We start from the raw sequence: 24,629 nt of genomic DNA, 5'->3' as shown, positions 1-24,629 counted from the left end.
GCGATTTTAAAAAAATCTTAAATCCTCCTAAAATCTCTCTACGCGTCCATGAAAATGGCTCAATCGCCTATGATGTCATGGGAAACTCTATACGGGCTTTAAAAAGAAACAGCAGATTAAAAAAGTTAAAGCCTTATGGGATCAAAGATTAAGGGCGTATGCGGATACAATCCAAGCAAAAATTTAAAGGATTCATGCATGGGACTTGAGGATAGGGGTTGTGTGCTGCTGGTGGCGTTGGCGCGCATGCTTTCTAGATGTTTATCAATCTCATCACCAGAAACACTTAGGTTTTCTTGATGGCTTAGTGTTCGTAAATAAGATTCTAGGGGAAGTCCTTGCTTAAAAGAGTTGATTAAAGGCGGGTAAATGATCTCTAAGCTCTGAGAAAAATTTTTTAAAAGGGCTTGGGGATTGAGCGGATGGGGTGTGAGATCTGCGCAATTGTCGTTATCATCATTGTCGTCATCGCTACGATTCACAGAAGTGTCATTCTTTTTAAAATGATAGCAATTTACACCCGGAATCTTATCACGCACTAAAGAGAGGGCGTGCAGAGTTTCAAACTTTCTAATCTCTTGGGAGACATCTTGGGGCAGGCTCTTTTGGATATGCGCCATGACACGGAGGGCATCGATCATCTTAGTGGCTAAATGGATCCAAGTGGGGGCGTATTTTTCGACCATATCTGTGTAGTAGTAAGTGGGATCTGGCATGTGCTCCTCACAAGCATTTTCAAGAGCCAATATAGAAGTGGCTTTGTGTGCGCTTATCATGGAGTCATACTCTTGGGCAGCCGTGATAAACGCGTTTGTGTCCGGAGCACTCTGTGTGGGCGCGCGCTCTTGTGGTGCATCAAAGTGGTTTTTTAACAACAAAGTCATAATCAAGGCTATGACAACAACCCCTAAAGACACCCCCATAAAACGCGCTTACTCATCAACTAATGTCCTTCATCGTGATAAAACCATAATATAATTTTGCAAATACGCCTTCGGGGTAGCCACATCGTATCTTTCACCCTTAAATATTTGGGCGCACTTTGGCGCAATTTCTTAAGATCATGTTTGGCAACAAAACCCCTAGTGTAGTTGGGTGCCATGCTAAAGATGTTGGCATATCAATCTCAATGTCGGGGGGCGTGTAGAGGCGTGCCAAATCCTCTAAACGGGCTTTAATTTTGCGAATCTTTGGGATATTGGTTTTGGCTTTTGTAAGATAGATGGCTAGCGAACTAAGATCGTTGGCCAATGCGCCCCATTCTGCAGGCTTCAAAGGGAGTTGTGCCACGCCCAGCAAAAGGATCATACACCAACCACCCGCATTCTCTTCAAATTGCGGTGGCCATTATATATGTGTGTGTAAATTTAATGAAGTGTTGAAAGATAAATAGACAGGGTAGATAGCCCTAAACAAAAGGGCCTTTGCTCGAAAACGAGCTGAAAATAGCTGCATTCTAGATTTAGATTAACAAAAACCCATTGCTAACAAGGACGCTAACGAGCGACCACCTTCAAGCGTAATCAAGTCTCTTGAATTAGAGGTCTAACCCTGCAACTCTAGGGTGCAAAGCCACCCGCATTCTTAAGAGGTTAGCTAGAATCCAGTCAAGAAGCCCTCCCTTTAGAGTGGCTGACTCATGAACTAAAAGGGATGGTCCTTAAATATTCTAGTGCACCGGGCTCTCTGTGGTCAAAGAAGACACTTTGTTGTTGATCGATCTTGGCGATATTTTCCATGTCTGCTGTGTCTAAACTAAAATCAAAGATTTGGCCGTTTTCTACGATCCGCTCAAGTTTAGCCGACTTAAACAAAACGACAATCTGCCTTTGTGTGAGCCAACGCAAGATCACCTGTGCAACAGATTTATGGTGCTTGCGTGCAATCTCTTGCAAAGTGGGGTTTTCAAAAATATCGTTTTTGCCCTCTGCAAAGGGTGCCCATGCTTGAGGCTGGACCTTGTATTTTTGCATAAACTCTTGGGCTTTTGTTTGCTGGAAAAAAGGATTGACTTCAATTTGGTTGATGGTGGGGACGATTTCATTAAAGGTGATCAAATCAGCTAGGCGATCGGGGTAGAAATTGCTCACCCCAATGGAGCGGATCTTGCCCTCTTGATGCAAAGCCTCTAGGGCGCGGTAAGTCCCGTAGTAGTCGTTAAAGGGCTGATGCACGAGAACTAAATCTAAATAATCCAGTTGCATTTTTTGTAAGGATTTTTCAACAGAGGCCCTTGCCTTTTGCTCTCCGGCGTTGCTAAACCAAACCTTTGTGGTGATGAACAATTCCTCGCGGGGGACACTGGTTTGATTGACGGCCCGCCCCACGCCCGCCTCATTGCCATACATTTGGGCGGTGTCGATCAGGCGGTAGCCCCTATCTATGGCCTCTAAAACCACTTTCTCGCACTCAGGATCGGGGATTTGAAACACCCCTAGCCCCAAAATAGGCATCTTGACTTGGTTGTTTAAAACGACATGTTCCATCTAGCTCTCCTTAAAACTGACTTTTTCTAAAACGACTCTCTTTGACTGCGCCATCCTGCAATCAAGAGCAACCCCCAATACTACCATACAATCTATGAGATTTGTTATTTGTTTGCGCCCACGCAAAACATTTAAAGAGGCAGACAGGCAAAAACAAGCAGAATTAGAGCGCACCCAAGAAGTCTAGAGCGAGCCCAAACAGAGTAAAAACGCGAAATCAAAGCTTACAAATTGTTTTTAACTCTGCCTGCCAGTGTGAAAGCCGGTTTGTCCAATCTGTTTAAAGAGGACAATCCGCTTGCCTTTATGGTCGCTGGCACACAGTATCGAAATGCTTTGGGACTACACCAACAACTCGGATTAAGTCACAGTGTTGTCATTTGGTATTAAATCGAATCAAGCTTTTAGTGGCCGCCGATAGAAAAAGCCAAAAAGAGTTTAAGAATGGATGCTTGTAAAGCAATTGAACCCATCCATTTAAGTCGGCCAGCGCATGCGTGCATTTTAGGCGTTGCCTAGAAATTATAAACATAGTTGGCATAAAAAACGATGCTTCTTTGAAAGGTCAAGCCATAAATCCCGCCGGGGGCAACAGAGCGGAAGTAGTAATTGCGCACCAAAGGGATTTTAAGCCCAAATTCAAAGCCCTGATGCCTAGTAACATTGGCCCGCACGCCCACATTAACGGGGATTTGAAAATAGCTAAAATTCTCGCTCACCCCGGGATATTTGGCTAGGCTTTTGACATAAGAAGCCCCCGAATTGCTCCACGAGCTGCCTGCAAACGCTAGCCCCATAAAAAAGCCCACCTGCATTTTGCGCTGATCGATGAAGTTAAAGAGATAATCCGCCCCCACGCCATAGACATTGTCGTTTAAACGTGGTCCGTTAAAACTAGGGTTATCATAGCCATACTCGTAAAACACATAGGCCCTAACCCCATTGCGCCTTTCCAGATTGCCAAAGAACATTTTATACCCTGCATTGAGGCTAAAGCCGTACATGTTGCTCATCCCCGGGGTGTAACCGCTTAAGCCTGAAGGCTGGGCCTCGTTGGCATACATCCCCCTAGAGATCGTGGTTTTCACCAAGGTGTATTGCAACCCACCCGAAACATAAATGCCGTTTTTCTCCGCTAAGGCCACATGAGCCAAACCACAAACAAGCCCTAAACTAACCGCTAATCTATGAAAAAACATCATTACCCTTAAAAATCGAAATTACCTTGTTGTCCCTTATTCATGCTTGCATATACACTCGCCACATACGCCTTGCGATCCACGCACTCTAGAGTCAAACTGCAGCGCAAACAAGACCCCACGCCCTTTCTCTCTTGGCAAGCTTGCACCTTTTGCACCAATTCGTCTAACTTTTGTTCGTATGCATCCACTGCTTGAGAACCTCCATTTCCACTTTTGAGCCTAGAAAACAAGGGCTTTTGTCGTGCAGACCATTTAAGGGGGTGTTTAAGGTCTCTTGTGCTCCATCAAAACTTAACCCCCCCGCTTTTTCCACCACAAAAGCTAAAGGATAGACCTCAAAAAGCTTGCGTAATTTGCCCAAGGGCGCGTCCTGTGTGGCCGGGTAGCAAAACAACCCCCCCTCTTTACTAAGCAGGTGATGGACATCAGCGACCATGCTCCCGCTGTAACGCAGGCGGTAACCCTGCTTAAAAAATGCGGTCAAAAACTCCACATAAGCAGGGCTAAAATACTGCCAACTCCCCCCGGGGGCAATGTTTTTGCCCTTGTCTTTAAGTTTTAAATCCTTTTGGCTGTGCCACTCTTGGCTGTCTTCATTGAAGACATAGTGCATAACCCCTTGATCGCTTGCCACGACTAACTCTAACTTTGCCCCATAGAGAATATACGCCCCCATTTTAAGGTGGCTCGCCATTTGTGGCTCGCTAAAGCCCAAAGCTGGGCGGGCATACACCCCAAAAATGCTGCCCACAAGAAAATTCGCCCCCACCACGCTAGAGCCATCAAGGGGATCAAAGGCGATCAAAAGATCTCCGCTTTCATTGTAATGCGCCTGCTCTCTCTCCTCGCTCATCACGCCCCCCACACCCGGTGTTTGGATTAGGGCCTCAAAAATCAAGCGATCCACAGCCACATCTACGGCCAATTGTAAATCCGCCGTGGGGTTTTTATGGTCGGTGTAGCGGGTGTCGCCCTGTTTAATCGCTTGGTAAATTTTAGGGGCTAGAGATTGCAAGGCTTGCAAAATCGGGGTTAGCATTCTTGTGTCCTTTACGATTGCATGCTATCATTTTAGCATGGAAATTGTGGATTTAAACAGCGACATGGGTGAGGGTTTTGGGGTGTATCGCTTGGGCGATGATGTTGCTATTATGGAGTGTGTCAGCAGCGTTAATGTTGCCTGTGGGTGGCATGCGGGCGATCCTTTGATCATGCAAGAGCGGGTCGCTCTAGCCAAAGATTTAGCCATAGGGCTGGGTGCGCACCCGGGCTATCCAGATTTGTTAGGCTTTGGGCGGCGCGATTTAAAACTAAGCCCTAAAGAGGCTCGGGCTTATACGCTCTATCAAGTGGGCGCGCTTTATGGCTTTGCGCGGGCGCAACAAATCCCCTTAGAGCATGTCAAATTGCACGGGAGCTTTTACAACCAAGTCGCCTACGATTTAACCCTATCTCAGGCCGTGTTGGAGGGCCTTGGAGATTTTGACCCCCACTTGATTGTGCTCGCGCCTAGTTTAAGCCCTATGGCAAAGTTAGGGCAAGAAATGGGCTTAAGGGTTGCCCAAGAAGTCTTTGCCGATCGCCACTATTTAGACGATGGACGGCTTGTGCCAAGAAGCCACCCTCGAGCCTTTGTTACAGATGTGCAAGAAGCCTTAGCGCGGGTGGTGCGCATGGTAAAAGATCGCAGGGTACAAACCATTAGCGGCCAAGAAATAGAGATTTGCGCCGACACCATTTGCGTGCATGGCGACAACCCTAAGGCGGTGCAACTAGCGATACACATCAAAGAAGCCCTGCTAAAAAACGGGGTCAAAATCCAGCCTTTAAGGGCGTTTCTTAAAGGGGGCGTGCATTAGCCACTTACTCGGAGCAGCTTTTTTAATGGCGACCTCAGCGGTGGGTCCGGGCTTTCTCACCCAAAGCGCGCAATTCACGCAAGAGTTAAAAAGTGCCTTTGCATGTGCCATTTTAATCGCCACTCTCGCCTCTTTGATCGCCCAACTCAATGTGTGGCGGGTGCTGGCAGTGGCTAATCAAAGAGGGCAAGAGATCGCCAGCACGCTTTTACCCGGGCTGGGAGCTTTTCTCACTTTTTTAATTTGCTTAGGTGGGTTGGTTTTTAATATTGGCAATGTGGGCGGCGTGGCTTTGGGTTTAAAAGTGCTAGTGGGGCTCAATTTAGAGACCGGGGCGGGGCTGGGGGCTTGTTTGGCCATTGGGGTTTTTCTTTTTAAGCGGGCAACGGCCTTTATGGATAAATTGACCCAAATTTTAGGAATTTTTATGATCTTGCTGATGGGGCTTGTGGCCTTTAGCGCCAAAGTCCCCCTAGCGCAAGTGGCCAAAGAAGCCTTACACCCGAGCCACTTTTCAATGGTGGCGGTGCTGACTTTAATCGGGGGCACAGTGGGCGGGTATATCATTTTCTCAGGAGGGCATCGACTCTTAGACGCTAAGGTCGTGGGGCCCAAGCGGTTAAAAGAAGTGGATTTGGCGGCTTATTTAGGCATTTTTGTGGCGACTTTAGTGCGTGGGCTGTTGTTCTTGGTGATTTTGAGTGTGGTGGAGAGCGGGGCCAAATTACAGCCCTCTAACCCGGCGCTTAGTGCCTTTGAATCCTTTGGGGAGCGGGGGCGTTTTGTTTTTGGTGCGGTCTTTGTGGCGGCTAGTTTAACCTCCATCATCGGAGCGGCTTACACGAGCGTGTCTTTTTTAAGAAACTTTAGCTGGGTGCGCCGGCGTGAGAACACTTGGGTGATTGGTTTTATCGGCGTGTCGGCTCTCATCTTTTTGGGCGTGGGTAAGCCTGCCACGCTCTTAATTGCCGCCGGTGCGCTCAATGGTCTGATTTTGCCCTTAACTTTAGCGGTCATGTTGCTCGCCGCCAAAAGCCCTAGAATCGTGGGCAGTTACAAGCATCCCCTCATCCTGAGCCTTTTGGGCTGGGTTGTGGTCGCCCTTAGCGCATATCTGGGTGTGCTTTCTTTAAAACCTTTTTTAAGTCTATGGACGGCTTAAGTGGAATTTAAACCTTGCGCTGAAAACGCCCTACTAATCACTTTGGGCGACTTAATCACGCCTAGCCTCAATGCCAAAGTGCGCCTTTTGTATAAAACCTTAAGAGCGCAAAATCTCAAGGGCCTTGTAGAGATTGTCCCCGCTTACGCCTCTTTGCTTGTGATCTATGACCCTTTTATCCAAACCCACGCCCATTTAATAGAGCTTGTTAAAAATCTTAACCTAGACTTACCCACAGAGCAAGAGCAAGAGGCGTATTTGGTGGAAATCCCCGCTTGCTACGAGCTGGGATTGGATTTAGAAAGCGTAGCAGAGCAGACAGGTTTAAGCCCTGCACAAGTGATAGAAAAGCACAGCGGGCGGGATTATTTAGTATATTGCTTGGGCTTTTTGCCCGGCTTTGTCTATTTGGGCGGCTTGGACCCGGCACTCAGACTACCTAGACTGGCTATACCTAGGTTAGAAGTCGCCGCGGGCTCTATTGGCATCGCCAACGAGCAGACGGGCATTTACCCCATCGATAGCCCCGCTGGCTGGCACATCCTCGCCCAAACCCCCATAAGCCTCTATGTCCCCACACAAGAGCCCCCCGTGTGTGTGCGTGCTGGCGATTATATCCGCTATAAGCCCATTAGCCTACAAGAATACCAAGAGAGTCACACTTGCCCTAAGCGGACTCTTGTGTCTAAAGATGCCTTGCATGTCTAGTGTACGGGTGTTAGAGGCGGGGTTGTGCACCAGTATCCAAGATTTGGGGCGGGGGGGGTATCAAGAGTTTGGCATCCCTGTAAGTGGGGTGATGGACGAATTTAGCGCCTCTGTAGCTAATTTTTTAGTCGGCAATGAAAGGGGGCAAGCCCTCTTAGAGATGACCTATACGGGCGGGGCGCTAGAATTTTTAGAACCCATGCAAATTGCCCTCACAGGGGCTCATTTAAGCCCCAAGCTAAACGGTGAAGAGATTTTTAATTGGGAGTCTTACGCCGTCAAAGCTGGGGATATTTTGCAGTTTGGGCAACTTTTAAGCGGAGCGAGGGCGTATTTAGCCTTTTCGGGCAACTTAGGCGTGCCGCTAGTGCATGGGAGCAAGTCGACTTACATGCGCGCCGGCATAGGCGGGTTTTGTGGGCGGGCTTTGCAAAAGGGCGATGAACTCTTGATCCAAACCCACCCCGCGCAAAAAAAACGCCACTTACCCGAGAAACACCGCCCCATTTACCACAAACAAGCCAGCTTACCCGCCCTCTTAGGTCCAGAAGCCCACTACTTTAGCTTAAAAAGTGTACGCCGCTTTTTTGCCTCTGCCTATAAAATCAGCCCTAGAGCCGATCGCATGGGCATTTGCTTGGAGGGCGAGCCCTTAGAGCGGCTTTTGCAAACCGAGTTGGTGTCTAACCCTTTAGTGCTAGGCAGTGTGCAAGTGCCAAGCAGCGGCCAACCCATTGTGCTGATGGCAGATAGGCAGACTTTGGGGGGTTATCCAAAAATCGCCACACTTCTTAAAGAAAGTGTAATTGCTTTAGCCCAAATGCTCCCCGGGCAAGTGGTGCGCTTTATCCCCCTAAGACTAGAGCAAGCACAAAAAAGATATTGCGCCTTTTATAAAAACCTCGCCCACCTGCAAGAGATTTTAAAATAAGGGCGCGTCCATGGTGCTAGGGATTTCTAAGCCCATGAGTTTTAGCACGCTGGCAGCGACATTGTTAAGCCCGCCGTTTTTCAGCCGCTTAACCCCGTCTCCCATGATGAAACAATAGACCTCATAGGTGGTGTGGTTGGTGAGCGTCTGCCCGCCCTCTTGCATGTGCTCGCAGTTGCCATGGTCGCTGGTGAGCACCAAAGCGTAATCCAGCTCTTTGGCTAGTTGCACGATTTGCCCTAGGGCTTTATCCACCGCCTCCACCGCCAAGATGGCCGCCTTAAAATTGCCCGTGTGCCCGACCATGTCCCCGTTAGCAAAATTGACAATGATTAAATCCTTGCCCGCTTGCATGTGCGCGCAGACCGCATCGGCCACGCCAAAGGCGCTCATCTCAGGGCATAAATCGTAGGTTTTAACCTTAGGGCTTTCGATCAAAACCCGCTCTTCATTTTTAAAGGGCTCTTCCACGCCGCCATTGATAAAAAAGCTCACATGGGCGTATTTCTCGGTTTCGGCGATGTGGGCTTGGCTCAAACCCGCCTCTGAAACCACTTGGGCTAAAGTGTGGGTGATGTTGGGCTTTTCAAACAACACGGGGTAGGCAAAGTCGGGGCTATAACTTGTCATCGTGGCGATGTAAAGCTCGGGGGGGGGTTTAAAGCCCTCAAGGTCCCCACACCCGCCCAAAGCTTGGGCAAGCTGGCGCATGCGATCGCTTCTAAAGTTAATGCAAACCACCCCCTCGCCATCAAACATGCCCGGGTAATGCGCAAAGCTCACTGGCTCGATGAACTCATCGCTAACGCCCTGATAATACATCTCTTTAATGTAGCGCTCAGGGGTGAAGTCTGTTTTGTTTTCAGCATGCACCATGCAGTTGTAGGCTTTTAACAACCGCTCGTAGCGCTTGTCGCGATCCATAGCAAAAAAACGCCCGGCGAGGCTGGCGATGTGGATATTCTCGCTACAAATGGAGTTGATGATCTCTAAATACTCCAGCGCGCTTTGAGGCAAAACATCGCGCCCATCGGTGATTAAATGCAACCAAACTTTTTTACCCAATCTTTCTAACAACAGCGCCATGCTCGTAAAATGCTGGATGTGGGCATGCACCCCCCCATCGCTCATCAACCCAATGACATGCACCACTTTGGCGTGATCTGTCACGCTTTTAAGGGCAGGATTGTCCTCAAGCGCGCTTTTGGCAAACGCCTTAGAAATGCGCACCAAGTCTTGATAAAAGGTGCGCCCCGCTCCTATGCACATGTGCCCGACCTCAGAATTGCCCATTTGCTCCTCTGGCAACCCCACGCTCAAGCCATGTGTTTTTAGCAAGCTGTGGGGGACATGGCCAAAGAGCCAATCATAGGTGGGTTTTTTAGCCGCTAAAAAGGCGTTGCCCTCGGGATTGGGGTTGTGCCCGATGCCGTCTGTGATGATGAGGAGGGTCTTTTGCATTTAAAACACCGGGGATTCTTGCATTAACATGATTTTATTGGCATCTTTGCTGTTTTTAGGGGTCTTGCCGGTGTGGGTTTTGTCTTTTGACTCTGGGGGTTTAGGGGTGGCGTGGTGCGTGGGGTGTTTAGCACTCTTATGCGGGCGGGGCTTTCTGCGGGTTTGAGAGCGGGGTTTGGAGGTGGAGACAATCTGTGGCTGGAGCTCTAGTTGCGGCTGGGCTTGGATCGTTTCATCCTTGTGTTCGTGTTTGGCTGTTTGTAAGGGTGCGGCTTGGTCTTCATCCACGCTTTTTTCTAGGGCAGGCATCATGCTCTGCAAGGTTTTGATCTTGGTTAAAATGTCTTGGTAATACTCGTTGGCGCTTTGGTCAATGTGCTCGTTTTTTTGCCAGCGTAGGCCCTTATAGTAGGATTTGATCATGTCTTTTAAATCCCCCTTGTGGATGCGCTTCCAGCTAATTAAAGTGTCTAGGGCGACTTTAGAAGCGAAATTTTGATCTTTAATCAACAAGTCGCCATACACGCTTTGCATAAAACGGGTGTCCCGCTCGTTGTAGCGCTTGAGTACATCGGGGATATAAGCGTGGTAAATGCCCGCACTCGGATCGCTAAAATCCACCCGATACATGCCCGCACAAGATTCTTTCCACGCGATGGCGGCCAATTCGTAGCCCAAATTTTCTTTAAACCCATAGCGGTAGGCATAGACCAAAATGCGCTTTTGGAAGGCGTTGAAATGGCGCGGGTCTATGCACTCGGCTAGACTCGCCTCTTTGTGGCCCGCGCTCAAGCTGTTAGACAAACAAACAAAAGCCAACAAAGCCCACAAAGAAGAACGCCACAGCCCAAAAACCGCCTTACACACACAACGCATCGCAGAACCTCTTAAGAGTTTTTAATCACTGATTTTGTTATAATTGTAGCAGAAGTAACCCTTGAAACACCATAAACCCGACAAAACCCATAGGAGCTTACTTGAATCAAGCCCTCCTTATTGAAATCCTCTTAGAAGAGTTGCCCGCCAAGCCCCTTTTACAGGAGTTCCCGCGCATGTTAGACAAATGGCAAGCCCTGTTAAACGCACGGGGTTTAAGCACGGTTACAGAGCTTGGCTACACCCCCACAAGGCTCGTTTTACACGCCCCAAGTTTTCCCACCCACACGCCCCCGAGCACTGAGGAACACTTTGGCCCGCCTTTAGCCGTGGGTATCACCAACAACACCCTAAACGCCATAGGGCAGAAGTTTTACACCAAGTTAGACCTAGAGGTGCCGAGTGTGTGGCAAACGGCCATGAAAAACAACAAAGAAGTTTTATACGCCTGTGTGCAAACCAAGATCCAACCCACAGCCCCCCTGCTCGATGCTTTGATCTTAAACTTTTTACAGACGCTAAACTTTGGCAAAAGCATGGCATGGGGGGAGGTTAAAGCCCGCTTCATCCGCCCCGTCCACAACATTTGCGTACTCTTTGGAGAACAAAAAGTGCCCTTGCCCTCGTGTCAAGAGGCCTTTTTATGCACCACAAAGCGCGCCACAAAATTGCACTTTTCTATGGGCTTTGGCTGGCATAAAACCCCCAACATTGAAACCTACTTTGACACCTTAAAGCGGGGCAAAGTCCTTTTAGACCCCAAAGCTAGAGAAGCTAAAATTTTAAATGAAATCCACGCCCTAGAGCAAGAGCATGGGCTAAAAGTGCGGATAGATGAGGATTTATTGGCTGAAGTGGTGGCGATCACAAGCTACCCCACCGCCCTCTATGGGCAGTTTGATCCCGCATTTTTAAGCCTACCCCCCGAGATCACCACAACTTCGATGCAAGAGCACCAGCGCTACTTTGCTGCCTTTAAAAACGGGGCGTTGCACGCTGGCTTCATTGTGGTGAGCAACACCCCCTTAGAGCATCCAGCCGACTTTAAAAACATTGTGGCGGGCAATGAAAAGGTGTTAAAAGCGCGCCTCAGCGATGCCATGTTTTTTTATCAAAACGACTTAAAAAACCCTTTTGAGCCCGCACACGCCAAAAATGCCCTAGGACAGATCGCTTTCGTGCAGGGCTTGGGCAGTCTTGCCGACAAAGTCCAAAGGGAGCAACAAATCGGGCAGGCTTTGGCGCAAAAATACGCCCCCCATTTGCAAGACGATTTAACACAGGCTTTGAGCCTTTCTAAACTCGACCTTCTTAGCGAAGTGGTCTATGAGTTCCCCGAATTGCAGGGGATTATGGGGGGCTACTACGCTAAAGCCAAGGGCTACAAAGAAAGCATCAGCACCGCGATCAAAGAGCAATACCTCCCCAACAGCGAAAACGCCCCCCTGCCCTCTAGCCTCTTGGGCGCGCTCGTGTCTTTGAGCCACAAATTAGACAGCTTATTAGCCCTTTTTAGCGTGAATAAAATCCCCACAGGCTCCAAAGACCCCTTTGCCCTGCGCCGCGCGTGCAACGCTATTTTGCGCATTTGTTTGCATTTTAATTTGTCCTTTGATTTGCAAAAAGACTTTGAAAAACTCGCCAAAAATTATCAAAGCTTTGACACCGCCCTTTTAAAAGATTTTGCGCTGGAGCGCTTGAGCCACATTTTAGAGAGTAGCCTGCAAGGCTACACCCCCAACATCTATAAAGCGGTGCTTGCAGGCATCGCCCAAAGCCAAGAAGCTTGCGAAGTGTGCCAAATCGCTAAAAAGGTGCAAGCCTTAGCTACTTTCCTTCAAACCACGCAAACTAGGGAGTTTGTGGCGATGTTTAAACGAGTGGCTAACATCACCCAAGATGATAAATTAGACATCGCCCCAGACCCTAAGCTTTTCACCCATGAAAGCGAGCACTCCCTTTACAACGCCTACAACACCCTAAAAGCCACGCCCTTTAAAAACTATTTAGAGCAACTGCACGCCCTTTTTGCGCTTAAAGAGCCCCTAGAAGCGTTTTTTGACCATGTGCTTGTCAATGATCCCAATTTAGCGGTGCAAAACAACCGCAAGGGCTTGTTGGGCTTGATCTATTGCGCGTTCTTGGGTGTAGCAGAAGCCAAAGAATTGTAGGGCATGCGGGCACTCTTATTATTGTGGGGGCTGTTGCTAACAAGTTTAGGGGGCCGCACTTTCTCTTTAGCCGAGTTTTTTAAGCGGGTGGAGCACAACTCTATGGAACTCATCCAAAAAAAGGCAGATTTTATCAGCCTTTTAGAGGACCAAAAGGCGACCAACTCGTGGGATTTTCCTTACATTTCTAACGAAACCTCTATGGTACGCAACTACCAAGGCATCGCCGAGCCCCAACCCCGCACGGTTTTAATGATTAAACCTAAACTGCCATGGGTAAGTCGTCTGCTCGCGCGCAGTTTATCGATTAAAAATGTGCAATACCGCAAGAGTTATGAACTCAGCCGCAATTTGGCCTTCATTGGGGCAAAACGGCTGTATCTTAACTACATTTTAAACATTGAAAAACACAACATCTACGCCAAACGGGAGCAAATCTTTTACTCCCAGCTCAACGCCGCTAAGGCAAAGGTTGCTGCCGGGAGCATGTCTAAAAAGGACTACATCAACTTTAAAAACTCCTATTTGGAGTCTAAATTGGCCAAGATCAACATGGAAACGCTCATCATCAACCAAGAGCGCACTTTAAACACCATGCTTGCTATTGTCGATCCCATTGGGCAAAATGCCCGTTTTTCCAGCTTTGTGGACAATGAGCACCAAATCAAAATCCCCGAATTGAAATTTGAATATGTGCACATGGGCGAGCAGGCCATCAACCGGGTTTTAGAGCACTCGCTGTATGTGGAAGTGCTGGACTTAACCGCTAGAGATTACCATGTCAACGCCAATCTTGCCAACCGCGATGTGTTCCATAATTTTGAATTTGGCTTTGGGGCAGAGAGCTATAACTCCTCCACCCACCTGTCTATGGAGTTTTACATCCCCCTGCCCGTAACGCCCAAGAACATCCACCTCAAACGCAAATACCTCGCCCTAGAAAATGGCACCCGTGCACAGAATGTTGTGATGAAGCGCAACATCCACATCAATGCCCTCGCCTACCTGGACCAATTGCAGACCAAGGAGCGCTACATTAAAATCCAAATCGATGCCATCGACAACAAAGCAAAGCTTATGGAGATGGGGCGGGTGGCTTATGAAGCGCAAAAAATCGGGCTGTTTGAATATCTGTTTTACCAAAACGCCTACATGGACGCTCTGATCGCTTTGGCAGAGGCCCGGATTGAATATGTCAACATCACCGCCCTTTTAGAAGAAACTTTAGGGCAAACCCTCACACACATAGGGAACGCGTTTTGAAAGCTCTGATTTTTCTTTTGTGTTTCTGTGCATTGCAAGCCTACGAGGAAATTGCCCTAACCCCTAAACAAATTGAGGGTTTAGGGCTTAAGATGGTCTCCTTAAACCAAAAATTTGCCACGCACGGCCTGCCTTTTAGCGCCTCCATTGACTTTAATAACTTCAACCTCAAACACACGGTGATTCAAAGCCTGAGTTTTAACGCCACAGTGGTGGCGATCTATAAAAATGAGGGCGAGTTTGTCAAAAAAGGCGACTTGATTTGCGAGATCAGCTCGATCGATTTAAGCAATCTTTACTTCGAGTTACAAAACAACCAAAATAAATTAAAAGTCGCCCTAGATGTCAGCACTAAGGACCACGAACTCTACAAACAGGGCGTGATCGCCAAAAGGGAGTACCAAAACAGCTTTTTGATCAGTGAAGAGATGAGCCTAAAAGTGCGCCAACTAGAGACCACTTTCCAAAACTTTGGCATCGACCCTAAAGACCCTTTGGGGCTGTATGGGTTTCGAATCATCGCCCGCAACAGCGGAATTCTCTCCATTGCCCCTAAAGTTTTGGGCGAAAAGATTTTGCCCTTCACGACCTATATCCGCATCTCAGAGAACAACGACTTGATTGCCCGCATTAAACTCCCCGTGAGCCTCTCGCGCTACATCAAACGGGGCTCGCGGGTGTTTGATCAAATGGGCAATGCCATCGGGGCGATTCAAAGCATCTCTGTGGTGTTGGATAAAAGCTCCAACACGATTTTAGCCACGGCTCGAATCGAGGCGGGCAATTTCCATGTGGGCGAGACGACCGATGTCTATATTGAGGGGGCAAAGCCTAGAAATTCGCTTTTTATCCCCTCTAGTGCCGTCATTAAAAACGACCAGGATTATTTGATTTTTGTACGCACCAAGAAGGGCTTCATGCCCACCCCCGTGAAAGTCATTGAGGAGCGCAACCATGTCTTTGTCATCAGCAGTCAAAACATCAACCCGCATGCCAAAGTCGCCACGGGGGCTTTGGTGAGCTTAAAGGGCATTGTCAATAACTTAGGGGACGACGATTGATGCTAGCCTCTCTCATTGAATTTGCCCTAAGACAGCGTGTGGTTGTGCTCATTTGTGCCTTTTTGCTCTTGCTCTTTGGGTTTTATAGCTTTTTCACCACGCCCATAGATGCCTTCCCCGACATGTCCCCCACACAAGTTAAAGTCGTGTTGAAGTTGCCCGGCTATTCTCCCGAAGAAATGGAGAATAATATTGTCCGCCCCCTAGAGTTAGAGTTATTGGGCTTAAAGGGCGAAAAGTCGTTAAGGAGCACTTCTAAGTATTCCGTTTGCGACATCACCATTGACTTTGACGATGGCATGGACATTTATTTAGCCCGCAACATGGTGAATGAAAAGCTAGCCCTTGTCTTGCCTGACTTGCCCGATGAGATCGAGGGCGGGATCGAGCCTATTGTTACGCCCTTGTCAGACATTCTCATGTTCACCATCGATGGCAACTTAGACGATGTGGACAAACGCCAATTACTCGACTTTGTGATCCGCCCCATGCTGCGCACGATCCCGGGCGTGGCAGATGTCAATTCCATCGGGGGGTTCAGCCGTGCCTTCGTGGTGGTGCCCGACTTCGACGACATGGCAAGGCTGGGCATTTCTATGAGCGATTTAGAAAACACCTTGCGCGCGAATTTAAGCAACAGCGGGGCGGGGCGGGTCGATCGCGATGGGGAAACCTATTTAGTCAAAATCCAAACCATGGCCCTAACCCCTGAGGAGATTGGCGACATCACCATCTCCACCAAGAAGGGATTTTTACACATTAGGGACTTTGCAAGGGTGGTCGTGTCTTCGCGCACAAGGCTAGGCTTTGTGACGAAAAACGGGATCGATGAAACCACAGAGGGGCTCGTGCTTTCGCTCAAAGGGGCAAACTCCAGCACCATCATTAAAGCCGTGCGCCAAAAGCTAGATACAGAGATCAAGCCCCTGCTGCCTACCGGCGTGCATACGCATATTTTTTACGACCGCTCGGAATTTACGAAAAAAGCCATCAACACCGTCACCAAAACGCTCATTGAAGCCGTTGTGCTCATCATCATCACTTTATTTTTGTTTTTAGGCAATTTTAGGGCGAGCATTGCGGTGGGCGTGATCTTGCCCTTGAGCCTTAGTGTGGCGTTCATTCTCATCAAGCTCAATCACATGACACTAAATTTAATGAGTCTAGGCGGGCTCATCATCGCCATAGGCATGCTCATCGACTCGGCGGTGGTGGTGGTGGAAAACGCCTTTGAAAAATTAAGCACCCACACCAGCACCACGAAGTTACACGCCATTTACCGCTCCTCTAAAGAGATCGCCGTGTCTGTGGTGAGCGGGGTTGTCATCATCATCGTGTTCTTTGTGCCCATCATGTCCTTAGAGGGCATTGAGGGTAAAATGTTTGTGCCCTTAGCCACCAGCATCGTGTTTGCGCTCTTGGGGACTTTGGTTTTAGCCATCACTGTGGTGCCCGTGATCAGCTCTATGGTGCTTAAAGTGCAAGCGCATAAAGAAACCCCCTTGACGCGCTTTTTCTACTGGATTTACACCCCAGCCCTGCAATTTGCGCTCAAAAACCCTAAAACGATGCTTGTTGGTGCACTCCTCTTTTTAGCGTCTAGTCTGTCCCTTTTCCCCTTTGTGGGTAAAACTTTCATGCCAAGCTTGGATGAAGGGAGCAGTGTTTTGAGCGTGCATACCGTGCCCTCTATTTCGCTCGATCAATCTAAGGATTTGGTTTTACGCATTGAAAAGACCATTAAAGACAAGGTCAAAGAAGTGAAAATGATCGTGGCGCGCACGGGCTCAGACGAGCTAGGGCTAGACTTAGACGGGCTCAATCACACCGACATGTTCATCTCTTACATCCCCAAAGAGCAGTGGAGCGTGAAGACCAAGCAAGAGTTGCTAGACAAGATTTTGGCTTGTTTAGAGGATTACAAGGGCATTAACTTTGCCTTCACACAACCCATTGAAATGCGGGTGTCGGAGATGCTCACAGGGGTGCGGGGGGATTTGGCGATTAAAGTTTTTGGCAACGACATAGAAAAACTCAACGACATCAGCGCCCAAATTGTAGAGGTGATTAAGGGCATTAAGGGCTCGGACGAGGTGTTTACAACCCTAAATAAGGGCGTGAATTATTTGTATGTTACACCAGATAGGGACTCTATGGCAAATGTCGGCATCACCAGCGATGAATTTGCTAAATTCCTTAAATCCGCTTTGGAGGGGATTGTCGTGGAGTACATCCCCACAGGCATCTCCCGTACCCCCGTGATCATCCGCCAAAACAAGGACATCGCCTCTAACGCCACTTTGCTAAAAAGCCTAGAGATGACCTCTAATCGGGGCTTTGCCGTGCCCATCACCTCCATTGCCAACATTACAGAGGTCGATGGCCCCGTGGCGATTGTGCGCGAGAACAGCAAAAGGGTGAGTGTGGTTCGAAGCAATGTTGTGGGGCGGGATTTGGGCGGTTTCGTGCAAGAAGCCCGCCAAAAAATCGCTGAAAAAGTGCAACTGCCTCCCAACTACTACATCACCTACGGCGGACAATTTGAAAACCAAGAAAGGGCCAACAAACGCCTCGCCACGGTGATCCCCTTAAGCATTTTGGTGATTTTCTTTATTTTGTTTTTCACCTTTAAAAGCGTGCCCTTGTCCCTACTCATTTTATTAAATGTGCCCTTTGCGATCACGGGCGGGCTCATTGCGCTCTTTGCCAGCCATGAGTACATCTCTGTGCCTGCGAGTGTGGGTTTTATTGCGCTCTTTGGGATTGCGGTTTTAAACGGCGTGGTGATGGTCGGGTATTTTAGAGAACTCTTAAGGCAGGGCAAGAGTGTGGATGAGGTCGTGTTTATGGGGGCAAAACGGCGTTTGCGCCCCGTGTTGATGACCGCTTGCATTGCGGGGCTAGGACTAATCCCCCTACTTCTCTCGCATGGCGTGGGTTCAGAGGTGCAAAAACCCCTAGCGATTGTGGTTTTAGGCGGGCTAGCCACTTCCAGCATTTTAACGCTCCTACTCTTGCCCCCGATGTTCATGCTCTTAGCCAAAAAATTAAAAGTGGTGTGATGGTTTTAGTGGAGATTTATGCGGACTTAGCGATTAAGGACATGATCGTGGACCACCTATTCGCCCACGGGCATGAGGATTTTTACTTTGGGGAGTGCTTTGAGTACGCCACTTCCACGCTTTTAAAAAGCGAAAAAGAGCAGGTGAGCGGACGCAAGGACTACGGGCTGTTTAAACTCTACTTAGAGGAGGAGAGGGCACAAGTTTTAGCCAAGCAAATCCACGCCCTCAGCAAAGAGGCAACCTTGTATTTAATCCCGCTGGGGGCGATCTCTACACCCCTAGTTTAAACATGCTAGAATAAAGTTTTTGCGAAAGGATGGCTATGCGTGTTGCGGTTTTTGGCGGGGGGGCTTGGGGGAGGGCATTGGCCTTTGCACTAGGGCATAAAAACCCCATCAAGATTGTTTCCAGACAGGATTTAACATCCCTACTCATGCCCTTAAACAAAGACCTTGTACTCAAGGGGCATGAGCCAATCACTCAGGGCTCTTTGCAAGAGGCTTTAGAGGCGGATTTATTTGTCATTGCCATCAGCGTACAGCATTTGAGGGCGTGGTTTGAAGAGGCAAAACTGCCTAAAAACTCTAGGGTGTTGATCGCCGCTAAGGGGATTGAGATCGGGGGGTGTTTTGTGAGCCAAATTGCCGAGGCGTTTTTAGACAGCCAAAACATTTGTTATTTGGCAGGCCCTAGCTTTGCTAAAGAGATTGTGACAAGCTTGCCCTGTGCTTTGGCACTCCATTCTAAAAACCCCGAATTAGCCCAAGAGTTTGCCGCCTGTTTGCCCGCCTTCATCCGCTCGTATATCCAAGAGGACATGAGGGGGGCAGAGATTGCCGGGGCGTATAAAAATGTGATTGCCATCGCCGCTGGGGTGTGCGATGGGCTGGAGTTAGGGCAGGGGGCTAAGGCAAGTTTGCTCTCAAGGGGGCTTGTGGAAATGAGTCGTTTTGGGGCGCATTTTGGGGGTAAACAGCAAACCTTTTTAGGCTTGTCTGGAGCGGGGGATTTGTTTTTAACGGCAAACTCTTTGCTCTCACGCAATTATAGAGTGGGGCTAGGCATTGCCCAATGCAAACCCCTAGCCACAATCATTGAGGAATTGCAAGAAGTCGCCGAGGGGATCAAAACCACCAAAGCCATCGTGCAGATCGCCACCAGGGAGAACATCCACACTCCCATTGCCAAAGAATTAGACTTGCTCTTAGAGGGCAAAAACCCGCTTGAGAGCATGACCGCTTTGATTAAACGCTAAGGATAACGCCATGCTAACCTTTTCGAATATCTTATTAAAATTACAAGAGTTTTGGGCAAAGCAAGGTTGCACCCTGTTACAGCCCTATGACATCCCAGCAGGGGCGGGGACATTCCACCCCGCCACCTTGCTAAGAAGTTTAGACTCCACCCCGTGGAGCGTGGCGTATGTCGCCCCTTCCCGCCGCCCCACAGACGGGCGCTATGGGGAAAACCCTAATCGCTTAGGCAGTTACTATCAATTTCAGGTTTTAATCAAGCCAAGCCCCTTAAATATCCAAGAATTGTATTTGCAAAGTTTAGAGGCTCTAGGCATTGACTTTGCCAAACACGACATCCGTTTTGTGGAGGACAACTGGGAGTCGCCCACTTTGGGGGCGTGGGGGCTAGGCTGGGAGGTGTGGCTTGATGGCATGGAGATCACGCAATTTACCTACTTTCAACAAGTGGGCTCGATCGCGTGCAGCCCTACGCCCATTGAGATCACCTATGGCGTGGAGAGGTTAGCGACTTATATCCAACAAGTCGATTCGGTGCTGGATATTGTTTGGACGCTTAAAGACAACAAGCCCGTGTATTATAAAGAGGTGCATTTGGAGGGCGAGTTTGAGTTTAGCCATTACCACTTCAACCACGCTAATTTAGACTTTTTGCAAACAAGTTTTGCCAACAACCAAGCCGAAGCCAAGCGGTGCTTAGAGCAGAACTTGCCCCTAGTAGCTTACGATTTTGTGATGCTCTCTAGCCATTTTTTCAATGTCCTAGACGCAAGAAAAGCCCTATCGGTGGCTAAACGCCAAGAGTGCATTTTAAAAATCCGCGAGCTTGCCAAAGCCTGTGCCTTGCTTTACAAAGAACAAGAGCCCGAGCGGCTCAAACGGCTTAATGCTTAAGTTAAACGAGCTCATCGCCTTTTTAGAGGGCTTAAGCCCCTTTTCTTTGCAAGAGAGCTGGGATAATTGTGGGCTAAATTTAGGCAGTAACAACGCAGAGTATGAAAACATCGCCATCGCCCTAGAGCTCACTTTAGAGCTGGCGCAGGAATTGCCCCCTAAAAGCGTGGTGCTCACCCACCACCCCCTGTTTTTCAAGCCCTTTAAAAACTTTAACCCCAGCCTTTACCCCGCCAACATCGCCGCTTTGTTGCTACAAAAATCCTGTGCTCTTGTAGCTTTGCACACGAATTTTGACAAGACCCATTTAAACCCCCACTTTGCCAAAATTTTGGGCTTGAGCCACACCAAAGAAGAGGGCATGGCGTTAGTGGCAGACACCACGCCTATAAGTTTAGACCACCTAGCCACGCAAGTGCAAGAGCGTTTAAACCTGCCCTATGTGCGCCTAGCAGACGCGAAAACCCCGATTGAGCGTGTGGCGGTGGTGTGCGGGGCGGGCTGTGGGGTTTTACACGAGCTTAAAGAAGCCCCTAAAAATCTTTGTCTCATCACGGGCGACATCAAGCACCACGATGCCATGCAGGCTTTGAGTGTGGGGGTTTCGCTTTTAGAAGTCCCCCATTATGAGAGCGAAAAGTTTTTTGTGCCTTTGCTGAAAGACTTGCTAGAGCCCTACATTTTGCAATCTCAAGTAAAGTGTGTTAAACTACTGGATTGTAAAAATCCATTTATGCTTAAGGTTTGACATGAACGCTCACTTAGTGCAGTTGATCCAAATTGCCAAGTTAGATAAAGACATTGAAGCCCTGGAGCCTTTGATTAAGGCAAAGAGAGCCGACTTAGACAAAGCCCTCGCTACAAGACAGAAAAAGCAGACAGAATACGCCCTACTTGAGGAAGAAAAGGCAAGCTTGCATCTGCAAATCCAAAAGAACGAGCAAGCCCTGCACGAAACGAACGCTAAGGTGGATAGCATCCAAAAAAAGATTTCTCAGGTGAAGTCTGAGCGAGAGTTGCGCTCTCTTAGCATTGAAGAGGACATCACCAAAGAGCGGGCGAACCAAGCCAACAAAGAGATCGAACGCTTGCAAAATGAGAGCGGACACAAGAGCAAATTACAAGAGGAATTGCAAAGCGCATTAGAGAGTTTGGCACAAGAGATCGCCGTTTTAGAGGAAAAAGTGGAGGCAGACACCGCCGAGATTAAAGAGAAACAACAAGCCATTTTTCAAGAAAAACAAGACTTGACCTTGAAAATGGACCATAAACTGATCGCCTTTTATGAGAAAATCCGCCGTTGGGCCGGCAACACCTGCGTGGTGAGCGTGAAAAAGCAGGCTTGTGGGGGGTGCTTTATCCGCATTAATGATCGCACCTATGCCGAGGTTTTAAGCAGCAGCGACATTTTGACCTGCCCGCATTGTGGGCGGATTTTATACATCGACAGCACCGCCCAGCCTGCTTAAGATTTGGCATTTTTTAAAGCCGTGTATGTGTCGCTTTTGGGCTTGGGCCATTGTGTAGCCACGCCCCTTTTGGCCCTATTTTCGCTTAAGGCAAAGTACCGCTACTCTTTGAAAGGGCGTTTTTTTGCCAAAGGGCATGCGCTTGAGTTTAAGCCCCGCTTGTGGTTGCACGCCTGCTCGCTAGGCGAGGCGAAGTCTTTAGAGTGTGTGCTAAATGCCTTGAAAGACACGCCCACGCTTTTAACCACGACCACACAGACGGGCTACAACCACGCCCAAAAATTAGCCAAGATCCACCCCAAACTCCAAGTGCGCTTTTTGCTCTTTGAAACTTTGTTGTTTTTATGGCGCAAGGATTTAAGTGAGCTAAAAGCCCTTGTGGTGACAGAGGCGGAGCTGTGGCTCAATCTCTTTGCCACAGCTAAAGCTGTGGGAGCCAAGACTTTTTTAATCAACGCGCGCATTTCGCACCGCTCTTACCCTAAATACCTACGCCTCAAACCCTTTTACACCGCCCTTTTTAAAAACATTGACTTTATCTATGCCCAAAGTGCCTTAGACAAAGAGAGGTTAGAGAGTTTGGGAGCAAAAACACCTTGCGTTTTCCCACACACAAAACTATTCAACCCCCCCCTTTGCACCAAAAATTACCCCAAACTTAAAAACTTAACCATCGTGGGTGCAAGCACACACCCGAGCGAAGAAGCGTTGATTGTGGAGACGTTTTTGAGACTACAAGAGCCGGCGCAACTCATCTTAGTCCCCCGCCACCCCGAGCGCTTTAAGGAAGTGAAAAACTACTTAGAAAAGCACCCCAAATTAAAGGGCGATTTTAGCTGTTTTTCCAGTGGGCTAAAGTGGGGTAGTAAAGTGCTTCTCATTGACGCGCTAGGCGAGCTCATTAACTTTTATGCGATCGCCGACATTGTGATTTTGGGCGGGGCGTTTGCGCCCATTGGCGGGCACAACCCCCTAGAGCCCGCCTACTTTGGGGTCAAGCTCATCAGCGGGGTGCATATTTTTAATCAAGAATCTCTATTTGCTTGGGTGCAAAACTTTAGCTTAGTCCAGTCTCAAGAGCTTGCCCCCACTTTAGCCAAGCACGCCATGCTAAAACCTAGCCACATCAACACACAAAACCAAAGCTTACAAACCCTAGTGGAGGCGATTCGTGCCAATGCCCGCCTATAAAATCCTAGCCAAGCAACGCCAAGTCTCACACAAAGAGGCTAAAAGGCTCATCGATAGGGGGCTTGTCAGTGTAGCAGGCCAGAGGCTAAAATTGGCTAGAAAGCTGTTAGAGCCACACACCTTTTTAAGCGTGCTGGAGTGCCAAAGCGCGGTTTTAGCTAAAGGGGCGGAGTTTTTAGCCCTAGATAAAGCCCCCAATGTGTCGAGCTTTGAGCTAGAGCGCATCCACAAGCCCTATCAGTTGATACACCGCTTGGACAAAAGCACAAGCGGGGTTTTGTTACTGGGTTTGGGGGGGTTTTACAAGGAAGCCCTAGAGGCGTTTAAAGAGCGTAAAGTCTATAAAGAGTATGTCGCTTTAGTGCAAGGGGTGCTAGACAAGCCCTTAACTTTAAAGCAACCCTTAAGCGTGCAAAAGAGCCACATAGAGGATAAAAAGGGCTTTGTACGCGCATTTGTGGATAGCAAGGGCAAAAGGGCCATCACACATATCACGCCTCTTAAAAGCATCGGGCAGATGACTTTATTAAAGGTGGTGATTGAAACGGGAGTGACGCACCAAATCCGCGCGCATTTAGCCCATCTCAACCACCCCATTGTGGGCGACATTTTTTACGGCGCAAGGGCACATAAGCATTTTTTCTTACACGCCTATAAGTTAGAGCTATTGGGATTGAAGTTTAAAGCCCCCATCCCCCCTTGCCTTAAGGAGTTTTGTGAGTTATTGGAACACGATTTATAGCCACTTTAGCCCCATTGCATTTCATCTCTTTGGCATTCCCGTGCATTGGTATGGGCTTGCCTATGTGAGCGCCCTTTTAGTGGCGTTTTTTCTAGCTAAGAGGGCGTTAAAGACAGACCCTAAGAGATTTCCCATTAGCCAAAGCAACTTTGAGAGCTATTTTTTATACGCTGAGGTGGGGGTGGTTTTGGGCGCAAGGCTGGGCTATATCCTCATTTATGACCCAAATACGCTCTACTACCTCAAAGCCCCGTGGCAAATTTTTAACCCCTTTTATGAGGGGCAATTCATCGGCATTAGAGGGATGAGTTATCACGGCGGGCTAGTGGGTTTTTTGATCTCATCTTGGCTCTTTAGTAAAGTTAAAAAGCAAAACTTCTTGATTTATTTGGATTTGATCGCCGTGAGTTTGCCCTTAGCCTATGTCTTTGGGCGTATCGGCAATTTTTTAAACCAAGAGCTCTTCGGGCGCGTTGTGCCCCCCGGGGATCGCTTTGGTGAAAGCATAGGCATTGTGGTGAATGGGGTTTTGCGCTACCCTAGCCAACTCATCGAGGCATTTTTAGAGGGTTTTTGCGTGTTTTTGGTGATTGTTGTTGCCAAACGATACACCAAGGCGCATGGCATGCTCATGGTGGTTTATGGCTTTGCTTATGCGTGTGCGCGCTTTGTGGCGGAGTATTTTAGGGAGGCGGACGCACAACTTGGCTATTATGCGTGGCACTTGAGCATGGGGCAGATTTTGAGCTTTTGTATGGTGCTGGTGTCTTTGGGGTTGTGGGCGTTTATCAAACTTGATAAATCCGCACAATTGCGCTAAAATGGCGGTTTTTTA

23 protein-coding genes are annotated in these 24,629 nt (G+C 48.5%); 16 read left to right on the top strand and 7 right to left on the bottom strand.

Features of this window, described 5'->3' with window-relative positions; genetic code table 11:
- Positions 1-125: 125 nt before the first annotated feature.
- The 5 genes from HAL07_RS06475 to HAL07_RS06450 form a co-directional block, all read right to left on the bottom strand.
- On the bottom strand, positions 126-884 hold the full coding sequence (locus HAL07_RS06475) for a hypothetical protein (RefSeq protein WP_156295955.1): 759 nt from the start codon (positions 882-884) through the stop codon (positions 126-128).
- Between the two features lie 753 nt (positions 885-1,637).
- On the bottom strand, positions 1,638-2,486 hold the full coding sequence (locus tag HAL07_RS06465) for an aldo/keto reductase (protein ID WP_053941586.1): 849 nt from the start codon (positions 2,484-2,486) through the stop codon (positions 1,638-1,640).
- A gap of 515 nt (positions 2,487-3,001) precedes the next feature.
- On the bottom strand, positions 3,002-3,685 hold the full coding sequence (locus HAL07_RS06460; RefSeq protein ID WP_053945502.1) for an outer membrane protein: 684 nt from the start codon (positions 3,683-3,685) through the stop codon (positions 3,002-3,004).
- A gap of 8 nt (positions 3,686-3,693) precedes the next feature.
- Complete coding sequence (locus HAL07_RS06455) at positions 3,694-3,876, bottom strand: hypothetical protein (protein ID WP_053941584.1); 183 nt, start codon at positions 3,874-3,876, stop codon at positions 3,694-3,696.
- Positions 3,852-4,727 carry a class 1 fructose-bisphosphatase gene (locus HAL07_RS06450; RefSeq protein WP_053941583.1) on the bottom strand — a complete coding sequence of 292 codons (876 nt, stop codon included), beginning with the start codon at positions 4,725-4,727 and terminating at the stop codon, positions 3,852-3,854. The genes HAL07_RS06455 and HAL07_RS06450 overlap by 25 nt, the downstream gene beginning before the upstream one ends.
- 37 nt (positions 4,728-4,764) lie before the next feature.
- Here HAL07_RS06450 and HAL07_RS06445 point away from each other — a divergent pair, with 37 nt between their 5' ends.
- From HAL07_RS06445 to HAL07_RS06430, 4 genes are read left to right on the top strand one after another with little or no spacing between them, the layout of a single operon-like run.
- Positions 4,765-5,547 (top strand): LamB/YcsF family protein, encoded by a 783-nt coding sequence (locus HAL07_RS06445; RefSeq protein WP_053945673.1) that lies wholly within the window; start codon positions 4,765-4,767, stop codon positions 5,545-5,547.
- 25 nt (positions 5,548-5,572) lie between these two features.
- Complete coding sequence (locus HAL07_RS06440) at positions 5,573-6,709, top strand: NRAMP family divalent metal transporter (RefSeq protein WP_053945501.1); 1,137 nt, start codon at positions 5,573-5,575, stop codon at positions 6,707-6,709.
- On the top strand, positions 6,710-7,417 hold the full coding sequence (pxpB, locus tag HAL07_RS06435; RefSeq protein ID WP_053941581.1) for a 5-oxoprolinase subunit PxpB: 708 nt from the start codon (positions 6,710-6,712) through the stop codon (positions 7,415-7,417).
- Positions 7,410-8,348, top strand: coding sequence for a 5-oxoprolinase subunit C family protein (locus HAL07_RS06430; RefSeq protein ID WP_053945500.1), 939 nt, complete (start codon positions 7,410-7,412; stop codon positions 8,346-8,348). The genes pxpB and HAL07_RS06430 overlap by 8 nt, the downstream gene beginning before the upstream one ends.
- Here HAL07_RS06430 and gpmI read toward each other — a convergent pair.
- Entirely contained in the window at positions 8,340-9,809 is a 1,470-nt protein-coding gene (gene gpmI / locus HAL07_RS06425; protein WP_053945499.1) for a 2,3-bisphosphoglycerate-independent phosphoglycerate mutase, read from the bottom strand. The genes HAL07_RS06430 and gpmI overlap by 9 nt on opposite strands.
- Positions 9,810-10,685, bottom strand: a complete 876-nt coding sequence (locus HAL07_RS06420; protein WP_202903491.1) for a hypothetical protein — start codon at positions 10,683-10,685, stop codon at positions 9,810-9,812.
- 101 nt (positions 10,686-10,786) lie between these two features.
- Between HAL07_RS06420 and glyS the strand changes: the two genes are divergently transcribed.
- The 12 genes from glyS to lgt are packed head-to-tail and all read left to right on the top strand — an operon-like array spanning position 10,787 to position 24,614.
- On the top strand, positions 10,787-12,856 hold the full coding sequence (gene glyS, locus HAL07_RS06415; RefSeq protein WP_202903490.1) for a glycine--tRNA ligase subunit beta: 2,070 nt from the start codon (positions 10,787-10,789) through the stop codon (positions 12,854-12,856).
- Positions 12,857-12,859: 3 nt separating this feature from the next.
- Positions 12,860-14,119, top strand: a complete 1,260-nt coding sequence (locus HAL07_RS06410; RefSeq protein WP_053945497.1) for a TolC family protein — start codon at positions 12,860-12,862, stop codon at positions 14,117-14,119.
- Positions 14,116-15,180, top strand: coding sequence for an efflux RND transporter periplasmic adaptor subunit (locus tag HAL07_RS06405; RefSeq protein WP_053945496.1), 1,065 nt, complete (start codon positions 14,116-14,118; stop codon positions 15,178-15,180). Before HAL07_RS06410 ends, HAL07_RS06405 begins: the two co-directional genes overlap by 4 nt.
- Positions 15,180-18,242 carry an efflux RND transporter permease subunit gene (locus tag HAL07_RS06400; protein ID WP_053945495.1) on the top strand — a complete coding sequence of 1,021 codons (3,063 nt, stop codon included), beginning with the start codon at positions 15,180-15,182 and terminating at the stop codon, positions 18,240-18,242. The genes HAL07_RS06405 and HAL07_RS06400 overlap by 1 nt, the downstream gene beginning before the upstream one ends.
- Positions 18,242-18,532 (top strand): DUF3240 family protein, encoded by a 291-nt coding sequence (locus tag HAL07_RS06395; protein ID WP_053945494.1) that lies wholly within the window; start codon positions 18,242-18,244, stop codon positions 18,530-18,532. The genes HAL07_RS06400 and HAL07_RS06395 overlap by 1 nt, the downstream gene beginning before the upstream one ends.
- Before the next feature lie 35 nt (positions 18,533-18,567).
- Complete coding sequence (locus HAL07_RS06390; RefSeq protein WP_053945493.1) at positions 18,568-19,500, top strand: NAD(P)H-dependent glycerol-3-phosphate dehydrogenase; 933 nt, start codon at positions 18,568-18,570, stop codon at positions 19,498-19,500.
- Between the two features lie 10 nt (positions 19,501-19,510).
- Positions 19,511-20,392: a glycine--tRNA ligase subunit alpha gene (glyQ, locus tag HAL07_RS06385; protein ID WP_053945492.1), complete on the top strand. Its 882-nt coding sequence runs from the start codon at positions 19,511-19,513 to the stop codon at positions 20,390-20,392.
- The gene (locus HAL07_RS06380) at positions 20,385-21,140 is read left to right on the top strand and encodes a Nif3-like dinuclear metal center hexameric protein (protein WP_082355914.1); all 756 of its coding nucleotides are present in this window, start codon (positions 20,385-20,387) and stop codon (positions 21,138-21,140) included. Before glyQ ends, HAL07_RS06380 begins: the two co-directional genes overlap by 8 nt.
- Before the next feature lies 1 nt (position 21,141).
- Positions 21,142-21,861 carry a zinc ribbon domain-containing protein gene (locus HAL07_RS06375; RefSeq protein ID WP_053945491.1) on the top strand — a complete coding sequence of 240 codons (720 nt, stop codon included), beginning with the start codon at positions 21,142-21,144 and terminating at the stop codon, positions 21,859-21,861.
- Between the two features lie 3 nt (positions 21,862-21,864).
- Positions 21,865-23,052: a lipid IV(A) 3-deoxy-D-manno-octulosonic acid transferase gene (waaA, locus tag HAL07_RS06370; RefSeq protein WP_202903489.1), complete on the top strand. Its 1,188-nt coding sequence runs from the start codon at positions 21,865-21,867 to the stop codon at positions 23,050-23,052.
- A complete protein-coding gene (locus tag HAL07_RS06365; protein ID WP_053945490.1) occupies positions 23,039-23,794 on the top strand; it encodes a pseudouridine synthase in 756 nt (251 codons plus the stop codon). Before waaA ends, HAL07_RS06365 begins: the two co-directional genes overlap by 14 nt.
- Positions 23,769-24,614, top strand: coding sequence for a prolipoprotein diacylglyceryl transferase (gene lgt, locus HAL07_RS06360; protein WP_053945489.1), 846 nt, complete (start codon positions 23,769-23,771; stop codon positions 24,612-24,614). The genes HAL07_RS06365 and lgt overlap by 26 nt, the downstream gene beginning before the upstream one ends.
- Positions 24,615-24,629: the final 15 nt, after the last annotated feature.

The organism is Helicobacter ailurogastricus, assembly GCF_001282945.1.
GTDB lineage: Bacteria > Campylobacterota > Campylobacteria > Campylobacterales > Helicobacteraceae > Helicobacter > Helicobacter ailurogastricus.
Note: the sequence above shows the minus strand (reverse complement) of the source record. Positions and strands in the feature narration are given on the sequence as shown.

Bases quoted from the DNA above. Each gene is read 5' to 3' on its own strand.
- HAL07_RS06440 (WP_053945501.1), top strand. From the start codon at position 5,573: ATGGCGACCTCAGCGGTGGGTCCGGGCTTTCTCACCCAAAGCGCGCAA.
- HAL07_RS06390 (WP_053945493.1), top strand. From the start codon at position 18,568: ATGCGTGTTGCGGTTTTTGGCGGGGGGGCTTGGGGGAGGGCATTGGCC.
- HAL07_RS06395 (WP_053945494.1), top strand. From the start codon at position 18,242: ATGGTTTTAGTGGAGATTTATGCGGACTTAGCGATTAAGGACATGATC.
- glyQ (WP_053945492.1), top strand. From the start codon at position 19,511: ATGCTAACCTTTTCGAATATCTTATTAAAATTACAAGAGTTTTGGGCA.
- gpmI (WP_053945499.1), bottom strand. From the start codon at position 9,809: ATGCAAAAGACCCTCCTCATCATCACAGACGGCATCGGGCACAACCCC.
- HAL07_RS06460 (WP_053945502.1), bottom strand. From the start codon at position 3,685: ATGTTTTTTCATAGATTAGCGGTTAGTTTAGGGCTTGTTTGTGGTTTG.
- HAL07_RS06410 (WP_053945497.1), top strand. From the start codon at position 12,860: ATGCGGGCACTCTTATTATTGTGGGGGCTGTTGCTAACAAGTTTAGGG.
- HAL07_RS06465 (WP_053941586.1), bottom strand. From the start codon at position 2,486: ATGGAACATGTCGTTTTAAACAACCAAGTCAAGATGCCTATTTTGGGG.
- HAL07_RS06420 (WP_202903491.1), bottom strand. From the start codon at position 10,685: ATGCGTTGTGTGTGTAAGGCGGTTTTTGGGCTGTGGCGTTCTTCTTTG.
- HAL07_RS06380 (WP_082355914.1), top strand. From the start codon at position 20,385: ATGCTTAAGTTAAACGAGCTCATCGCCTTTTTAGAGGGCTTAAGCCCC.
- HAL07_RS06450 (WP_053941583.1), bottom strand. From the start codon at position 4,727: ATGCTAACCCCGATTTTGCAAGCCTTGCAATCTCTAGCCCCTAAAATT.
- HAL07_RS06475 (WP_156295955.1), bottom strand. From the start codon at position 884: ATGACTTTGTTGTTAAAAAACCACTTTGATGCACCACAAGAGCGCGCG.
- HAL07_RS06400 (WP_053945495.1), top strand. From the start codon at position 15,180: ATGCTAGCCTCTCTCATTGAATTTGCCCTAAGACAGCGTGTGGTTGTG.
- HAL07_RS06375 (WP_053945491.1), top strand. From the start codon at position 21,142: ATGAACGCTCACTTAGTGCAGTTGATCCAAATTGCCAAGTTAGATAAA.
- HAL07_RS06445 (WP_053945673.1), top strand. From the start codon at position 4,765: ATGGAAATTGTGGATTTAAACAGCGACATGGGTGAGGGTTTTGGGGTG.
- HAL07_RS06430 (WP_053945500.1), top strand. From the start codon at position 7,410: ATGTCTAGTGTACGGGTGTTAGAGGCGGGGTTGTGCACCAGTATCCAA.
- HAL07_RS06365 (WP_053945490.1), top strand. From the start codon at position 23,039: ATGCCCGCCTATAAAATCCTAGCCAAGCAACGCCAAGTCTCACACAAA.